Annotated in this window: 16 protein-coding genes; 2 read left to right on the top strand and 14 right to left on the bottom strand. The window is 57.4% G+C overall.

Annotated features, from left to right (window positions below):
* Nucleotides 1-40: 40 nt before the first annotated feature.
* The 6 genes from dcp to VJR90_11800 all read right to left on the bottom strand — a co-directional run bounded on the left by dcp (nucleotide 41) and on the right by VJR90_11800 (nucleotide 7143).
* Nucleotides 41-2188, bottom strand: a complete 2148-nt coding sequence (gene dcp / locus VJR90_11775) for a peptidyl-dipeptidase Dcp (protein ID HKV98150.1) — start codon at nucleotides 2186-2188, stop codon at nucleotides 41-43.
* 184 nt (nucleotides 2189-2372) lie between these two features.
* Nucleotides 2373-2504 carry a hypothetical protein gene (locus VJR90_11780; GenBank protein HKV98151.1) on the bottom strand — a complete coding sequence of 44 codons (132 nt, stop codon included), beginning with the start codon at nucleotides 2502-2504 and terminating at the stop codon, nucleotides 2373-2375.
* Nucleotides 2505-2553: 49 nt separating this feature from the next.
* Nucleotides 2554-3084, bottom strand: a complete 531-nt coding sequence (locus tag VJR90_11785) for a hypothetical protein (protein ID HKV98152.1) — start codon at nucleotides 3082-3084, stop codon at nucleotides 2554-2556.
* 146 nt (nucleotides 3085-3230) lie between these two features.
* A complete protein-coding gene (locus tag VJR90_11790) occupies nucleotides 3231-5243 on the bottom strand; it encodes a S9 family peptidase (protein ID HKV98153.1) in 2013 nt (670 codons plus the stop codon).
* A gap of 182 nt (nucleotides 5244-5425) precedes the next feature.
* Complete coding sequence (locus VJR90_11795) at nucleotides 5426-6187, bottom strand: ABC transporter permease (protein HKV98154.1); 762 nt, start codon at nucleotides 6185-6187, stop codon at nucleotides 5426-5428.
* Nucleotides 6184-7143, bottom strand: a complete 960-nt coding sequence (locus VJR90_11800) for an ABC transporter ATP-binding protein (protein ID HKV98155.1) — start codon at nucleotides 7141-7143, stop codon at nucleotides 6184-6186. Before VJR90_11800 ends, VJR90_11795 begins: the two co-directional genes overlap by 4 nt.
* Between VJR90_11800 and VJR90_11805 the strand changes: the two genes are divergently transcribed.
* On the top strand, nucleotides 7142-7768 hold the full coding sequence (locus VJR90_11805) for a hypothetical protein (protein ID HKV98156.1): 627 nt from the start codon (nucleotides 7142-7144) through the stop codon (nucleotides 7766-7768). The two genes, VJR90_11800 and VJR90_11805, sit on opposite strands and share 2 nt — an antisense overlap.
* 168 nt (nucleotides 7769-7936) lie before the next feature.
* On the opposite strand, the gene yghU is transcribed toward VJR90_11805, so the two are convergent.
* The 3 genes from yghU to VJR90_11820 form a co-directional block, all read right to left on the bottom strand.
* On the bottom strand, nucleotides 7937-8788 hold the full coding sequence (gene yghU / locus VJR90_11810) for a glutathione-dependent disulfide-bond oxidoreductase (protein ID HKV98157.1): 852 nt from the start codon (nucleotides 8786-8788) through the stop codon (nucleotides 7937-7939).
* 217 nt (nucleotides 8789-9005) lie between these two features.
* Nucleotides 9006-9371, bottom strand: a complete 366-nt coding sequence (locus VJR90_11815; protein HKV98158.1) for a hypothetical protein — start codon at nucleotides 9369-9371, stop codon at nucleotides 9006-9008.
* 189 nt (nucleotides 9372-9560) lie between these two features.
* Nucleotides 9561-10472 carry a nuclease-related domain-containing protein gene (locus VJR90_11820; protein ID HKV98159.1) on the bottom strand — a complete coding sequence of 304 codons (912 nt, stop codon included), beginning with the start codon at nucleotides 10470-10472 and terminating at the stop codon, nucleotides 9561-9563.
* A 314-nt stretch (nucleotides 10473-10786) separates the two neighbouring features.
* Between VJR90_11820 and VJR90_11825 the strand changes: the two genes are divergently transcribed.
* Entirely contained in the window at nucleotides 10787-10939 is a 153-nt protein-coding gene (locus tag VJR90_11825; GenBank protein HKV98160.1) for a hypothetical protein, read from the top strand.
* A gap of 372 nt (nucleotides 10940-11311) precedes the next feature.
* On the opposite strand, the gene VJR90_11830 is transcribed toward VJR90_11825, so the two are convergent.
* The 5 genes from VJR90_11830 to VJR90_11850 form a co-directional block, all read right to left on the bottom strand.
* Nucleotides 11312-11965: a hypothetical protein gene (locus tag VJR90_11830; GenBank protein ID HKV98161.1), complete on the bottom strand. Its 654-nt coding sequence runs from the start codon at nucleotides 11963-11965 to the stop codon at nucleotides 11312-11314.
* A 2-nt stretch (nucleotides 11966-11967) separates the two neighbouring features.
* Nucleotides 11968-13194 carry an AAA family ATPase gene (locus VJR90_11835; GenBank protein ID HKV98162.1) on the bottom strand — a complete coding sequence of 409 codons (1227 nt, stop codon included), beginning with the start codon at nucleotides 13192-13194 and terminating at the stop codon, nucleotides 11968-11970.
* A gap of 278 nt (nucleotides 13195-13472) precedes the next feature.
* Nucleotides 13473-13913, bottom strand: a complete 441-nt coding sequence (locus VJR90_11840; protein ID HKV98163.1) for a hypothetical protein — start codon at nucleotides 13911-13913, stop codon at nucleotides 13473-13475.
* Between the two features lie 75 nt (nucleotides 13914-13988).
* Nucleotides 13989-14426, bottom strand: coding sequence for a hypothetical protein (locus VJR90_11845; protein HKV98164.1), 438 nt, complete (start codon nucleotides 14424-14426; stop codon nucleotides 13989-13991).
* Between the two features lie 117 nt (nucleotides 14427-14543).
* Nucleotides 14544-15513: methylmalonyl-CoA mutase family protein (locus VJR90_11850; protein HKV98165.1), on the bottom strand; the 970-nt coding region annotated here is incomplete at its 5' end.

Consider the following 15513-nt stretch of genomic DNA (forward strand, 5'->3'; position numbering starts at 1 on the left):
CGGCATTCTCCGGCCCGTTTCTGTCTGCCGGACTCACCGTTCAGTTGACGTTCAGATAGCGGTACTTGAGCATCGGCCCGATCTGCGGATCGCGGCCGTAGAAAGTACGGAACATGTGCGCGTAATTCTCGGTGTTGCCGCGCGACAGGATCAGGTCGCGGTAGCGCTGGCCATTGGCACGCGTCAGGCCGCCGTGGTCCAGGAACCACTGGTAACTGTCGTCCGCGAGCATCTGCGTCCAGTTGTAGGCGTAGTAACCCGCGGCATAGCCGTTGCTCCAGATATGCAGGAAGTAGCTGGAGCGATAGCGCGTCGGCACCTGCGGCAGGTACACGCCGGTCTTCTTGAGCGCCGCCAACTCAAACTGGTCCACGTTCTGCTCGGGCGCACTCGCGGGCAGCGTATGCCACTGCATGTCGAGTTCGGAAGCTGCGAGCATCTCGGTCATGTCGTAGCCCTTGTTGAAACCGCGTGCCTTGAGGATCTTCTCCAGCAGGACTTTCGGCATCGGCTGACCCGTCTGGTAATTGACGGCGTAATGCTCCAGCACCTTGGGATACAGCGCCCAGTGCTCGTTGAACTGTGACGGATATTCCACGAAGTCGCGCGCCGTGGCAGTGCCCGACAGGCTCGGATACTCCTGATCGGCAAAGAAGCCGTTCAGCGCGTGACCGAACTCGTGGAACATGGTGATCACGTCGTCGATGCTCAGCAGCGCCGGCTGGCCGGGCGCGGGCTTGCTGAAGTTGGTCACGTTGTAGATCACCGGCAACTGGTGCAGCAGCCTCGACTGGTACACCAGGTTGTCCATCCAGGCGCCGCCCGACTTGTTGTCGCGCTTGAAATAATCGCAGTAGAACAGGCCGAGCGGCTTGCCGTTGTAGTCATGCACTTCGAACACGCGCACGTCCGGCTGCCATACCGGCAGGTCATGCCGCTCCTTGAAGCTGATGCCATAGAGTTCGTGGGCGGCGTAAAACACGCCGTCTTCGAGCACGCGGTTGAGCTCGAAGTACGGTTTGATCTCGGCCTGGTCCAGATTGTATTTCTGCTTGCGCAACTGCTCGGCGTAAAAATCCCAATCCCAGGGCTCGAGTTTGAATTTGCCGCCGTCTTGGTCAATGATCTGCTGCAGTTCCGCCGCTTCCACACGCGCCTTGCGGGTCGCGGGAGGAATCAACTCTTCCAGAAATTTCTGGACATTCGCCGGTGTCTTGGCCATCTGGGTCTGCAGGACCCAAGAGGCGTAGTCGGGATAACCCAGTAGTTTGGCTTCCTCGGCGCGCAGCTTGGCGAGGCGCGTGATCGTCGGCCGGGTGTCGTCGGCGCCGCCGCGCTCGGCCCGCGTCCACGATGCCTCGAACAGTTTCTCGCGCGTGGCGCGATCGGTGAGTTCGCCGAGATCCGGCTGCTGGGTGGTATTCTGCAGCGGGATCACCCACTTGCCGTCCAGGCCGCGGCTCTTGGCCGTAAGCGCCGCCGCCTGCAGTTGCGCCGGCGACAAGCCAGCCAGTTCGGACGGGTCGCTCGCCACCAGCGCCGCGGCATTGGCCGCCGCCAGCAGTTGATTGGAAAACCTGGCGCTCAGGCTCGCATCTTCCTCGTTGAGTATCTTGAGTTTGGCCTTGTCGGCCTCGGACAGCCGTGCGCCCGCCAGCACGAACTGCTGATGATAGTAATGCACCAGCCAGCGCGATTCGGGATCCAGCTTGAGCCGGTCGCGCTCGTTGTAAATCGTCTCGACACGCTTGAATAGTTTGGCGTTGAGCAGGATGGCATCCTGATTGGCCGCCAGTTTGGGTGCCACATCCTCTTCGACCTTCTGCAGCGCGGGATCGGTGTTGGCGCCGGTCATCAGGTTGAAGGTACGCATGACGCGAGTCAGCAACTGCCCGCTCTTTTCCAATGCAACCAGGGTGTTGTCGAAGGTCGGCGGCGCCGGATTGTCGGCGATGCTTTGCACCTCGGCCAACTGCCGCTGCATGCCCGCCTCTATGGCCGGCAGGTAATCGCTGTCGGTGATCTTGTCAAAGGGCGGCGCCTGGAACGGCAGCGTACTGGGCGCAAAAAACGGGTTGCTGCGGGCTGTGTCATTGGGCGTCATGGAATGGGTTCCATCGGCCGAAACCAGCGGGGCGGCGCTCAGCGCCAACGCGCCGGCGAGCGCAAGGGCAAAGTTGCGAAACATGGCGACTTCCTTTTATGGGGGCAACCGGCCGGTGGGCGGCGCGGAGCGCGCACTTTACCCGCAGTCGGCGTTCAGGCCAAGCTCCGTGGCGCTCCGGCGATCCACCGGCGTCAGCTGCTGCTACCGGCTGAAATACGAGGATGTGGCTACTGCCACGAGGCCAAATTCGTCGCGACTACCGCGATCACAGCCGGAAGTCGTCGCGTTGCCTGAAGGTTTCGCGATCCGGCCAGCGCGGGCACAAGGCTTCCACCACCGCCATCAGGTCGTCAAGGATTTCATAAGCATCGCGGGACGAAGGGACTGGAGTTTCCAATCCTCCGCCCCCGGCTATGGATTGCGCACTCCGAACTATTGGTTGTTGTTCATGTGAGTTCATTGAGGATATCTTCCAGCAAAGTTTCACGCTCAAACAGGCGGAAATAATCCCGCACTTCGTCCATATTGAGTGTGGCGCGATTGGCGCGCAACAGGGCTCGGATATCTTCCAAATCCTGGGTACGGCGAGGATTATTGACTAAGGCTTGCAGTTTGAACCCGATCAAACCCTCGGCGCTGATGACCGGGAGTGAACCAAACAGAGTCGGTCGAGTCAATGCGTCCGACAGTAACCGCTTGGCAATCGCCCGGCTTGCATAGAGCAAATCAATCCGCTCGTCTCCGCGCTGATAGTTTCCAGCATCAGCGCCCCTGTGCAGATTTTCATAGCCGAGGTGTTTCAGTGTCAGATCAACCTGATGGGCATCTTCAATTGCCACAAGTACATCAACATCCTGAGTGGCGCGAATAATCTTGTGTGCAGCAAGCGCCAAGCCTCCAATCAGCGCAAAGCGGATACCTGCACTATTAAGTGCCGAGACAATCTCCGCGAGCTGCTTTCCGAGACGTGAGGTCATGATTGCCCGGTACACTCAAGACTGCAACCGCGAACACTATACCCCAGCGTACTGGGGTCCAGACTTCAAAAATCAGACCGCACTCCTTCTTTGATCGTGAGGTACCGGGCCGCGCCGAATCCATGCAATCAAGCGGCACATGCCGCTCAGGTACCGAGATATCTCACCACCCATGCGTTGATAGCTTGGTAGTACAGCTCGCGGTGCACCGGATCCTGCGGCGAATGATGCGCGCCGGGGATGCCGATGAATTCCACCGGCACGTGGCGGCTGGCGAGCGCATGGTAGAGCGCGAACGATTCGGTGATCGGCACGGTGGTATCGTCGGTGCCGGAGAGGATCAGCGTCGGCGTGGTGATGTCGCCCGCGTAGGTGATGGGCGAACCCGTACGGTAGAGCGCGGCACTGCCCTTGTCCCAAGGTGTGCCGCCCAGCGAGTCGCGCGTCCAGGCAAGATTGCCGGCGGCGGAGAGTTCATATTCCTCGGTCCAGTCCACCGCGCCGTCGCCCACCACCGCACAGCGCCAGAAATGCTGGTGCGAGATCAGCCAAGCCGTCATGTAGCCGCCGTAGGAATGACCGGTCGCGGCGATGCGCGATTCATCCACGAGGCCCTGCTTTTCCAGCATCTTGATGCCCGAGATCACGTCGCTGTCCGGGCCTGCGCCGGGATCGCGATAGATCGCGTGCATGTGCGCGTTGCCGAGATTGTCGCTGCCGCGGTAGTTGGGCTCGAAAACCAGGTAGCCGTCCGCCGCAAACAGATCGCGCAGCGGGCCGATTTCGTTGGTATCGAAACCTTCGTCCGATGACGCTTCCGGGCCGCCGTGATCCCAGACCACCAGCGGATACTTCTTGCCGGACACGTAATCATTGGGATAAGTCAGGATGCCGTCATCGAGCTGCCCGTCCGGTGCATGCCAGGTCACTTCGATGCTGCGTGCGTGCGCGTAGGCGGCAAAGCGGCTGTTGAAGTCAGTCTGTCGCACCGGCTTGCTGTCCACGCTGCGTAGCAGATACAGCTCCGGTGCGGTAGTGGCGTTGTCCGCGACCACGGCAAGCGCACCCTGCGACGATGCAGCCACGGCCAGCGGGTTCAAGCCGCCCAGGTCCAGGGCATGACCTCTGGCGTTCAACGGCTGAACATAGAGCTTGCTGCCGACATGATCATCGGCCATCACCACCACGCTACCATCCGGCAGCCAGGCGAAATCGGGCAGCAGATTGCGGTCAAGGTCGGCGCTGATATCGCGTGCGGCGCCGCCGCTGGGCGTGCCGATGAAAAGGTCCATGTCGCTGACCGCACCCGGTCCATGTATATATAGATAGGCGATAGCATTGCCCCGCGGTGCGAAGCGCGGCGTGTATTCATAGCTGAGCTTGCCCGTGATCGGGTGCTCGGCGCCGGTTGCCACGTTCACCGCGACGATGCGCGTGCGGTCCGAGTCGCCGTCATCGGCATTCACCTGCTGCGTATAGGCGATCCACTGGCCGTCCGCCGACCATGCGGGCGCCGAAACGCCGCCGCCAAAGGGCGGTGCGGCCTCCAATACGCTGGTGGAGCCGTAGGTCAGCTGGTGCGCCTTGCCGCTCTTCACCGCCAACAGCCAGATGTGCGAGGGCACGGGCGGCTTGTTGATCAGGTAATCGTCGTCGTGAATCGTGAACAGATCGTGGTGGGTACGCAGGTCCTTCGCGCTCAATGGCGAATCGTCCGGCGTCACGTAGGCGATGGTATTGCCGTCGGGGCTCCAGGAAAACTGCTCGACGCCGTTCGGCGCATCGCCGAGTTCTTCCGGTGTGCCGCCCGCCGCCGGCACCGTGTAAATCTGCGCCTTCTGTTTGCCCACCTCTGCGGTGAAGGCGAGTGTACGGCCATCCGGCGACCAGCGCGGGCTGCTTAATTCCCGCATGCCCTGCGCCAGCACGCGTGACGCACCGCCTGCCGTATCCATGACCCGCAGGGTCGCATCGTAGCGGTCGTGCACGAAATCCGAGCGGATGGTCAGGAACGCAAGCTGCCGGCCATCAGGCGAAAACTGCGGCGAAGTTATACGGATGAGCGCACGATAGTCTTGCAGATTTATTCGCGCACTCGTTGCCGTTGCGGCCAACGGCACAAGTATCAGCAACAGGCAGGCATAACCCAGGCGTTTCATGAGTCTCTCCTTCCAGCGAACGGTCTGAATCCGATCAAGAATCGTCAATGACGGCAGCCGTTTGGTTGCCATCACTGAGTAGCGAGGTAATGCAGGGCGGCCATCATTCTATACCCGCTATCTGTTATAGCGAACGGCAGCTGCCCTTCCAGACTCAGCACACGTTGTCAGTTTCAGGGCTCTCAAGCTTTCAGACGCCAACCCGTGCGAAAAATCCACCAGACAATGAATAGACATAGCGCCAGGAACGCAATGGTGGCCACCACGCTGACGCCCACGTTGACGTCCGCCAGCCCGTAGAAACTCCAGCGGAATCCCGAGACCAGATACACCACCGGATTGAACAGCGAAATCTTCTGCCATAACGGCGGCAACATGTGGATCGAGTAGAAACTGCCGCCCAGGAAAGTCAGCGGCGTGATGATCATCAAGGGAACCACCTGCAATTTTTCGAAATTATCCGCCCAGATGCCGATGATAAAGCCAAACAGACTGAAACTCACAGTCGTCAGGACCAGGAACAGAATCATCACCGCCGGATGGGCTATCGAGTAATCCACAAACAGCCGTGCAGTGACCAGAATGATTACTCCCACGATCACCGCCTTGGTCGCCGCCGCCCCCACATAGCCGGTCACGATTTCGAGGTACGAAAGCGGCGCCGAGTGCACCTCATAAATGGTGCCAACGAACTTGGGAAAGTAGATGCCGAACGATGCGTTCGACACGCTCTGCATCAACAGCGACAGCATGACCAGGCCGGGAATGATGAAGGCCGCGTAGCTCACGCCTTCCACGCTGGTGATGCGCGAGCCGATGGCCGAGCCGAACACTACAAAATAGAGTGAGGTGGATATCACCGGTGACAAAATGCTTTGCATCAATGTGCGTCCGGTACGCGCCATCTCGAATTTGTAGATCGCGCGAATGCCATAAAGATTCATGCGTGCTCCTTGACCAGATCCAGAAAGATTTTTTCCAGCGTGTCCTGCTGCGTGTTCAGGTCCTTGAAACCGATGCCGGCCGCGGCCAAGTCCCTCAAAAGAGGCGTAATGCCGGTGCGCTCACTTTGCGTGTCGTAGGTGTAAATCAGCTCATCTCCCTTGCCGTTGAGCGCCAGGTTGTAGGCCGACAAGGTCGCGGGCAGCGACGCCAGCGGTTCATGTAATTGCAGGCGCAATTGTTTCTTGCCGAGCTTCTGCATCAAAGTGGCGGTTTCTTCCACCACGACCAACTCGCCCTTGTTGATCACGCCCACACGGTCGGCCATATCCTCGGCTTCCTCGATGTAATGCGTGGTCAGGATGATAGTCACGCCGGACTTGCGCAGGCGCCGCACCATCGCCCACATATCACGGCGTAGCTCCACATCCACGCCGGCTGAAGGCTCATCCAGGAACAACACGCGCGGCTGATGCGATAGCGCCTTGGCAATCATCACGCGACGCTTCATGCCGCCTGACAGCATCATCACCTTGTTGCTACGCTTCTCCCACAGCGTCAGGTCTTTCAGCAGTTGTTCAATATAAGCGTCGTCCGGTGCCTTGTTGAACAGCCCGCGGCTGAAACGTACCGTATTCCACACGCTCTCGAACGCGTCGGTCTTCAATTCCTGCGGCACCAACCCGACAATTGAACGCGTGGCACGCCATTCACGCACCACATCGTGGCCCTCCACCGTAATGGACCCGCGGCCCGGATTGACGATGCCGCAAATGATGCTGATGAGCGTGGTCTTGCCGGCGCCGTTTGGTCCGAGCAGCGCGAAAATTTCGCCACGACGAACCGTCAAGTCGATGTTCTTCAGAGCCTGGAAGCCGCCGGCGTAGATCTTGTCGAGCCCGCGTACGTCAATCACGGTATCGGCGTGTGCAGCTTGCAAGGTGTGTGCGTCGTTCATGGATACTTCACAATTGTGGAAAAGAAAGGCGATTACCGAGCGCGCACTTTACCTGCAGATCAGCGGCGAGTCCAAGCGACAATATGCAGCTGAAGCGCATGCATCCGAGCGAAGAAACGCCCGATTGGTGCCTGACGAAACCGCCCTGGAATCCGGGGCGGTCATTTTAGGCTCGGTGCGGGAATACCGTTGGATATGCAGCGGTGGGACTTATACTCGCGGCCGCCTTATACTTCCAGCTCCCGCTAAGACACCTGAGGTTGATATGGCGCATATCGAACTTGAACCAGATCGCGTGAGCGTGCACTTGAGTCCGCTGGATGAAGTACTGGCGCTGCACGGCTCGCTGCATCTGCCTTACCGTTATCTAACCTCGGTGGTTCACGACCCGGTGCCGCCGGGCTGGTTTCACGGCTTCCGCGTCGGCACCAATATTCCGGGCATCAAGATCGCGGGAACTTTCTTCAACGGCGACGGCGTGGTGTTCTACGACTTCCACGATCCCGCGCGTTGCCTGACCTTCGAATTCACACACCAGCTTTACAAGCGTGTCGTGGTCCAAGTGAACAAGGATCAGGACCCGGACGTGCTCGCCATGGCAATCTCCGCGCGGATTGGTAAATAACCTTGATCTGGTAATCGTCCCGGTTTGAAATACCGTTCGTCCTGAGCGTAGGTCCACAGAGCCAAAGTTGAAGGGCGGGACATATTTCGACTCAACGCCTAAAACCGGCGTGATTTAGCAGCTAGTTGTCCCTCGGATTTCTATTTCCAAATAGCCAGCTAACGATTCTTAATTGATCGCGTTGAAGTCCGCAGCGGCATGACGCTCGCGTAACACCTTGCGCGTGTCGCCCGAGGTCTGATTGACGATGCGCCCGCGCTGCACCGCCGGCCGTCCCGCGATAGCATGCGCCCAGCGCAGCATGTGGGTGTAATCCTTCGCTGACAGAAATTCGGCGGCGTGGTAGAGCGTGCCGAGCGCCAAGCTACCGTACCAAGGCCAGACCGCGATGTCGGCAATCGTGTAGGCGTCGCCCGCGACGAATTCATGTTTCGCCAACTGCTTGTCGAGTACGTCCAGTTGGCGCTTGGACTCCATTGCGAAGCGGTCAATCGCATATTCGATCTTGGTCGGCGCGTAGTTGTAGAAATGCCCGAAGCCGCCGCCCACGAACGGTGCAGCGCCCACCTGCCAGAAAAGCCACGACAGACACTCGGCGCGGGCGGGCTGGGTGGTGGGCAGAAATGCGCCGAACTTCTCCGCGAGATACACCAGGATGGACCCGGATTCGAACACGCGGATGGGCGTGGGACCGCTGCGATCCTCCATGGCAGGGATTTTTGAATTCGGGTTGATCCCGACGAAGCCGCTTCCGAACTGATCGCCCTCACCGATCTCGATGAGCCAGGCGTCGTACTCCGCGTCCTTGTGCCCCGCCGCCAGCAGCTCTTCCAGCATGATGGTGGCTTTCTGCCCGTTCGGCGTACCTTGCGAGTAGAGCTGCAGCGGGTGCTTGCCCACCGGCAGTGCTTTTTCGTGCGTCGGCCCGGATACCGGCCGGTTGATGTTGGCGAACCGGCCGCCGCTCGGCTTGTCCCAGGTCCAGACCTTGGGCGGGATGTATTCGGATGGGGTGCTCATGCCATGAATCTCCTCTGGGGCGGCGCGACTACCGCACCGCATATTGCGCTTTGGAAATAGTGGTGCAAGCGGGTGTTTTCAAGGCCACCGCAAACTTGCCGGCGGCAAAAGAACACTCGAGGAAAGTCCGGGCAATTGCCTTGTTGTCATTCCCGCGGACGCGGGAATCCAGATGAATAAGTGCAATGGACGCCCGCTTCCGCGAGGCTTCCGACCGTCAGTGTGGCCCGAACTCGTGGACCATTTCCGTCATCGTGCGAGCGACGCACGCGGCATCGCAACGGCCGGCAAGGAAACCCGAACCACATCCCATCAGTTCCGAGAGGACATCTTGCAACGCGCGGGCTTCCGCGCTCTGCGGCACACCGTCGCCGCCGGCCGCCCGTTCCTGTTCTGCGTAGCTCTGCACCGCCTGCACCATGGTGTTTGCCATGTGATTCGCATCGGTGTCGCCGCGCAGGAAGCTTGGCCCGGCAGTTACCGCCTGATTAATCGCCGCACGCATGCGCGCGGCTTGCGTAATCGGCTTCGACGCTGCTGCTGAAACCTTGTGGGAGTGATGGTGTACTTGATGGGTATTCATTGCACGCTCCTTTTGCCGCTCTTCACGTTTTCTATTATGCACTTCTCCGCAGCGAGCGCTTCGCTTTTGCCACCCACCGACTTCAGTTCCTTGGCGCGCTCTCGAATTACTGCGCGTTCTTCGGTTGTGAATCCTCTGAATGGCGTGCCAGCCGCCTGATTGCGTGCCGTCTTATTTGCGCGCTTCGGGTTACGCAAAGTCTTTGCTCGCTTCTGTAGAAGTATTCATAACGCGATAGCGTTCTTCAAGCGCTGTCATGATCCGGCGTCGCTGTGGTTCAGGTATGGGCTGACCATCACTGTTTGCCATGAAATTGTGCATCTGCGGGTTGATTACGTGCACGTCGGGTGTGGGAGCACTGCAGCTAACGAACCACCCAGGCAACGCGAGTACCGGCTCAACACAAACGCGCTCGCCGGTTTTGCGATACAGGTATTTCGACAGCCAGCGTGCTTGACCGCGGGTTTGATCCAGCATCTGTGTGTCACGCCAGTCCGGAAAAATGAGCGCGTGCCCATCGAATCTCACCTGTGCGTTGGCCGCGCCACCGCCGCCGGGTTTCTGGCGGGATTTGGTTTCGACCATGTAAACCTTGTCGGATCCGATCACAACATGATCAAGGTTGAAACCTTCTGCAGGAACGTCATGATAAATCGCACATCCCTTCGCGATCAGCGGTGTAAGTTCCTGCGCAGTGGCACGCTCCGCTGCTAAGCCATCGAGGTACCGTCGGCGTGTTCGGATCAGTGTCACGCCTGACCGAGCGAGCCAAAACGAAACGATTGCAACCAGCACCAGGAGAATCAATTCAAACGATCCAAAATGGACGAGGCGCAAATCTATGCGTTGGAATGCCCACACTGCGAGAGCGAGTGGACCAATCAATGCTGCAATACCTAACCGTTCGTTAGCCTTATCCATCAGGCGCTCGGCCTGATTCCCCGCGTATTCGCCGGGAAGGTGATGAAATTCAGTGGTCAATGGAGAGCGCCGATTATGTGCGCGTCTGCTGAAGATTGTCCAAAGCGCGACGGAACCTGTCGGCAGCAGGGCGGCAGCAAACGCGATCACGATAAACAGCACAAGTATTAATGTATGCATGGTCTCTCACCTGAAGTCCTTAGGATTACCGCTGACCTGATACGTCCTACGGAAGTTGGGATATTATCGAAAGATGATGAACTGTGGACGATTCAAATTTATCCAGGTTCTGCTCTCCTCCTCTCTAGTTACGCTATCCTGTCGAACATGAGCGAAGCGACGTGGGATTCCGGGGCCAGGCTTCGAGCGTTCCAATGGCTGGATGAGCTGGCGCAAACGCATATGGTCTGGCAGCTTTCAAGGCGCGATCGTAACCATAGGCGGCGTCGCTGCCGGGATTAGCCTATACTCCCGGCTCAACCTGAGGAACCACCGTGGCCAAAGCCAATTACAAGTTCGACAAGCGCCAGCGTGATCTGGCCAGGCAGAAAAAGCAGGAAGACAAGCGTTTGAAGAAACTCGCCAAGAAAGCGGCCCGGGAACCAGCCGAGGTCAGTCCACCATTACCGCGCGACGACACTGCTTAGGGAAGCTCTGCTTTAACCAGGTCTCCGTCATCTCGACAAAAGTCGGTATCCATTGCCGCGCATATCGCCTCAGATTCCGGCCCCGATGGATTTCCAGAAGTTCCCAACGGCCTGGCCTTGTGCAAGATTCACCACGCAGCGTTTTAATCGCGGGATTATCGGTGTTCGACCGGACTATGTGATTCGGCAGAGGGAAGACGTGCTCAGGGAAGAAGAAGATGGGCTGATGCTGACATACGGCTTACAGTTGCTTCACAACTCGAAATTGCTGGTACCAACGAGAATCGAGGACAAGCCGTCGAAGCCTGATTTAGAACAGAGATATCATTGCTTAATCCAGTAACAGTGATCTGTCCACGATTATCCAATTGTTCATGGATGCTCGTTAGTAAGATTACGCAATCCCTCACGTAATTTGCCAAAGCTTGGCGAAACATTGCGCTCCAAATCGAGCAGTGGACCAATCTTTTCAGCCCACTTAAATTTCACTTGGCCTGGTAGCGGCCAGCCTGCGTTCCGAATCGCAGCAGAACCACCAGGATGTACTGCATCGGCTAGTAGTTCCCAAGTGTTGCATACGCTATCCTGCTTGTAGCGATTAAGTACATCAACTCTGGCTCCTGGATAAGCTTCCATCAGCGCTAGTCGGTCGCCAAGATACCAAGCTTCCACTTCTTCGATCGCCAATCGAAACAGTGTTCTTGGCGCAGGCGTGCAGCCAGTGGCAATAGCTTTGAGTTCCGCAAGAAAGGCTGTGCAGTCGCGGGCGTCAGTGTCGAGCACAACCACTACCGCATCGATAGCGGGAGTCTTGCCGTAACCTCGCAGGAGGCGCGGTAGCTGATCGAGCAGAATTCGTTTAGCAGGATCAGTAGCAGAACGCAGGTTTTTGGGGATGCGGCCGATGCCCTTGTAGGCATGTAAACGCCATGTATGTGGGTTACATTGCTGACCGAGCAGCTTGGGTAATATTAAATTGAGCAGACTCTTGCTGGAAGCGTCTTCCACTAGCATCTCGATATGCATACTCACCTCGCATCGAGGTAGTCGCTGTACCAAAGCCCGCCTAACGGCAAACCTTCGGCGACTAGATTCTTGACATCTTCCAGTTCGGAAACTCGGCGAACCTTAGAGTAGCCATCAGCGCCTTTCTCTAGAATCCAAACCTCGTGCGGTGACAACGCATCAACAAAATAAGGTTGATGTGTGGTCACAAATATCTGTGGTGCATTTCTCTTGCCGGTGGCATGATCACGAAACTCCTGCGCGAGCGACTCAAGGAGTTTGTGGTACAAGCCATTTTCAGGCTCCTCGATACAGATGAACGGTGGCGGATCGGGGTCCTCTAAGAGAAGTAGATATGCAAATACTTTAAGTGTGCCATCTGACATCTGCTGAGCAAAGAACGGGTCGGTAAAAGCGCCATCGTTAAAACGTAACAGAACGCGTTTGTCTGCCGTCACTTCCGTATCGATACTGGCGATCCCCGGAATTTTGTTCGCAATTCGCGCAAGAATGCTACGGAAACGCTCTTTATGCTCACGCTCCATAAACTGCACTACATTTCCGATGTTATCGCCGTGCACGTTAAGGTGTCGTTGTGGTCCCGCGACAGGCAGGCTGCGCGCAGCATCCGGATAGAAGTACGAAAGGTACCAACCCTTCAGAAAATCTCGGAAACGCTTGATGCGCGGATGCTCCTTCAGCGTACCTAAAGTGGCGATACCCAACTGACGCGAGTCGGTCAACTCCACCTTGGCCTGGGTGCGATCCTCCTCCCCCTCAGATTCGACCGCTTCCTCGCCGGCCCACACCGACCCTTTGCCGTGATCAAGATGCAAAAACGGATAAGGACGCCCATGTTTTTGTCCTTTGCGACGCTGTTTGAGCAGTTCTGACTCAACGTACGGCCTACTGGAACTATCCAAGTTGATCGAAAGCTCGTAGGTAATTGGACGTTCGTTGGGAGCTTCACGGTAGTAAATTTCGAAATGAACTGGTGATTCCACACCTTTCGAGCGCAGGCGCTCAAAACTGCCGCGTTGTTTCATGTCACAAGCAGTCTCTACATCCGTTGCCAAACAATCAGCCACGAAGCCAAAAGCATCGAACAGTGAACTTTTGCCTACACCGTTCTTGCCAATAACCACGGTGAATGGCGTCAATGGTTCCCCGCCTTGCCCCGAAAGCTTGCCGAGAGTCACGTCGCGCAGGGCACGAAAATTCTGCACACGAAAACCTTCAATAATAGCCATTTTGAATTCCTTGAACGCTAGACCAGTGCTGGACAGCGCCTTTTAGGGTTGACTTCACCATTAAGTGCGCGTGCAAACCGTAATGCGGGTTTGCGTACTCCTAAGTCGACCATTTTACGTTCCAGGCACAAAGCTGATCGCGCAATCAGTGAAATATGCATCGTCTGACGGCAGCGCGGCATTATTTCCGAGTATAGGTATGCTGTCACATATTCCACTCGTTACTCTCCACCGACATCGTACAGCGCATGGCTGATCTGGCCCTGGCTTAGATACTGTCACGGGCGCAGCATTGTGCCGTGAAAGAGTCCGAAACCAAATACGCCGATCAACATCAATACATCGATTGCGAGCATCACAATCGTGAATATCCCAGCGTATTCCCAGAAGGATTTTTGCCGTGCGAGGGCGTCTTCCAGGGCCTTCTGGCCGGAGCCCGCGACCCGGGAAATGGCGCTGCTGTAACGTATCAACAGGATGCCGGGTATAAGCAAGAAGAACACTGATGCCACAATATAAACGCTTCCCAACAGAACAAATAGGACAACTGGCAACCGCGGGTCCGCGCGCCCGAGTGCGGATCCTGCGAACATGAACAAGCTCGCCAGCACCATGAACGCCGTGCCGATGAACGCCATTACTGCCAGGAATGTCACCCACGGGCTGGTGCTCTTTAGATACCCGAGTGCAGCTTCGGAAATGATGACTGGTTCGTTCATGTTGAATCCCCCTCCCGGTGCGATATTGGTGTTGGACTCACGGTTTTTCCAATGTTCGAGGCCGGCCGTCAAAAATCAGGGATGATGGGCTGCCAAATATATCCCTGCCGAACTGAATCCGATTATCAATAGAACATAGAGCACTACAACGACGATGATGTAGATACCGAGATATTTCCAAAAGGATTTCTGCTGCTTGAGCGCTTCTTCAAACGTCGCCATCTCCACGCTACTCCCGAGGCCGGCGATGGCTTTCGCATAACGGTACAGGTACAGGATCGGCATCACATAAACCAATGCCATTACGATATAGAAGACGCCGAATACCTTGGCAAATGACTTTGGCATCCCCGGCGTCGAGAAACCGCCGTATATCCCGGTGATCATGGCCAAGCCGAAGAGCACCGCGATGGTCAGACCTACAAACCACACTATCGCCAGGAACTTCACCCAGGGACGCGTGGCCTTGAGTGAACCCAGCATGGCTTCGGTAACTTCAATTGGTTGATTCATGGATGGCCTCCCTCTTGAATTCTACAATCGCCAACTCTTGCATCGGGTTATTCTACGTTTCGCGGCTCCTCCCTTAGTAACGAACACCTATGCAATGGCTGCGCCCGCGACGTTTTATTACATGTTTCGGCGATATTCTCCGCCCACATCGTAAAGCGCATGGCTGATCTGGCCGAGCGAGTGGGTTTTGACGGCTTCCATCAGCGCTTCGAAAGTGTTCTTGCGTTCGCGGGCGGTTTCCTGCAGGTAGCGCAGGCCGTGACCGTCGTGCACTTGCGGCACGGGCGCGTCGGTGGATTCGGTGGCGTTGGCGTGCGAGGTTTCGCCGGACGGTGCGAGCGCATTGCGCGCCTTGCGGAAGGCCTGCACGTTGGCGATCTGCTCGCGTTTTTCCTGCTCGGTCGCGCGGATCAGTTCAATTTTCGTTGCAACTTCGCCGGCATGTTCCTTCGGCAGAAACGTGTTGACTCCGATCAGGGGCAACGAGCCGTCGTGCTTTTTCTGTTCGTAGTAGAGCGATTCTTCCTGGATTTTGCCGCGCTGGTACATGGTGTCCATGGCGCCCAAGACGCCGCCGCGCTCGGAAATCGCCTCGAATTCCTTGTACACGGCTTCTTCCACCAAGTCGGTCAACTGCTCGACGATGAAGCTGCCCTGCCACGGGTTCTCGTTGAAATTCAGGCCCAGCTCGCGGTTGATGATGAGCTGGATCGCGACCGCGCGGCGCACGCTGTCTTCGGTGGGCGTGGTGATGGCCTCGTCGAAGGCGTTGGTGTGCAACGAATTGCAGTTGTCAAACAGCGCGTACAGCGCCTGCAGCGTGGTGCGGATGTCGTTGAACGCAATCTCCTGCGCGTGCAGCGAACGCCCCGACGTCTGGATGTGGTACTTCAGCATCTGCGAACGCTCGTCGGCGCCGTACTTGTTCTTCATGGCCTTGGCCCAGATACGGCGCGCCACGCGGCCGATCACGGCATACTCGGGATCAATGCCGTTGGAGAAGAAGAATGACAGGTTCGGGCCGAACTTGTTGATGTCCATCCCGCGCGAGAGGTAGTACTCGACGTAGGTGAAGCCGTTGGCCAGC

The organism is Gammaproteobacteria bacterium (genome assembly GCA_035279405.1).
In the GTDB taxonomy this organism is placed as follows: Bacteria; Pseudomonadota; Gammaproteobacteria; order Natronospirales; family REEB76; genus REEB76.

What these genes read in the sequence shown, in the direction of transcription:
- yghU (HKV98157.1), bottom strand. Translation starts at nt 8,788, where the DNA reads ATGAGCACCCCATCCGAATACATCCCGCCCAAGGTCTGGACCTGGGAC.
- VJR90_11845 (HKV98164.1), bottom strand. Translation starts at nt 14,426, where the DNA reads ATGAATCAACCAATTGAAGTTACCGAAGCCATGCTGGGTTCACTCAAG.
- VJR90_11815 (HKV98158.1), bottom strand. Translation starts at nt 9,371, where the DNA reads ATGAATACCCATCAAGTACACCATCACTCCCACAAGGTTTCAGCAGCA.
- VJR90_11800 (HKV98155.1), bottom strand. Translation starts at nt 7,143, where the DNA reads ATGAACGACGCACACACCTTGCAAGCTGCACACGCCGATACCGTGATT.
- VJR90_11785 (HKV98152.1), bottom strand. Translation starts at nt 3,084, where the DNA reads ATGACCTCACGTCTCGGAAAGCAGCTCGCGGAGATTGTCTCGGCACTT.
- VJR90_11790 (HKV98153.1), bottom strand. Translation starts at nt 5,243, where the DNA reads ATGAAACGCCTGGGTTATGCCTGCCTGTTGCTGATACTTGTGCCGTTG.
- VJR90_11795 (HKV98154.1), bottom strand. Translation starts at nt 6,187, where the DNA reads ATGAATCTTTATGGCATTCGCGCGATCTACAAATTCGAGATGGCGCGT.
- VJR90_11830 (HKV98161.1), bottom strand. Translation starts at nt 11,965, where the DNA reads ATGCATATCGAGATGCTAGTGGAAGACGCTTCCAGCAAGAGTCTGCTC.
- VJR90_11835 (HKV98162.1), bottom strand. Translation starts at nt 13,194, where the DNA reads ATGGCTATTATTGAAGGTTTTCGTGTGCAGAATTTTCGTGCCCTGCGC.
- VJR90_11820 (HKV98159.1), bottom strand. Translation starts at nt 10,472, where the DNA reads ATGCATACATTAATACTTGTGCTGTTTATCGTGATCGCGTTTGCTGCC.
- dcp (HKV98150.1), bottom strand. Translation starts at nt 2,188, where the DNA reads ATGTTTCGCAACTTTGCCCTTGCGCTCGCCGGCGCGTTGGCGCTGAGC.
- VJR90_11840 (HKV98163.1), bottom strand. Translation starts at nt 13,913, where the DNA reads ATGAACGAACCAGTCATCATTTCCGAAGCTGCACTCGGGTATCTAAAG.
- VJR90_11805 (HKV98156.1), top strand. Translation starts at nt 7,142, where the DNA reads ATGGATACTTCACAATTGTGGAAAAGAAAGGCGATTACCGAGCGCGCA.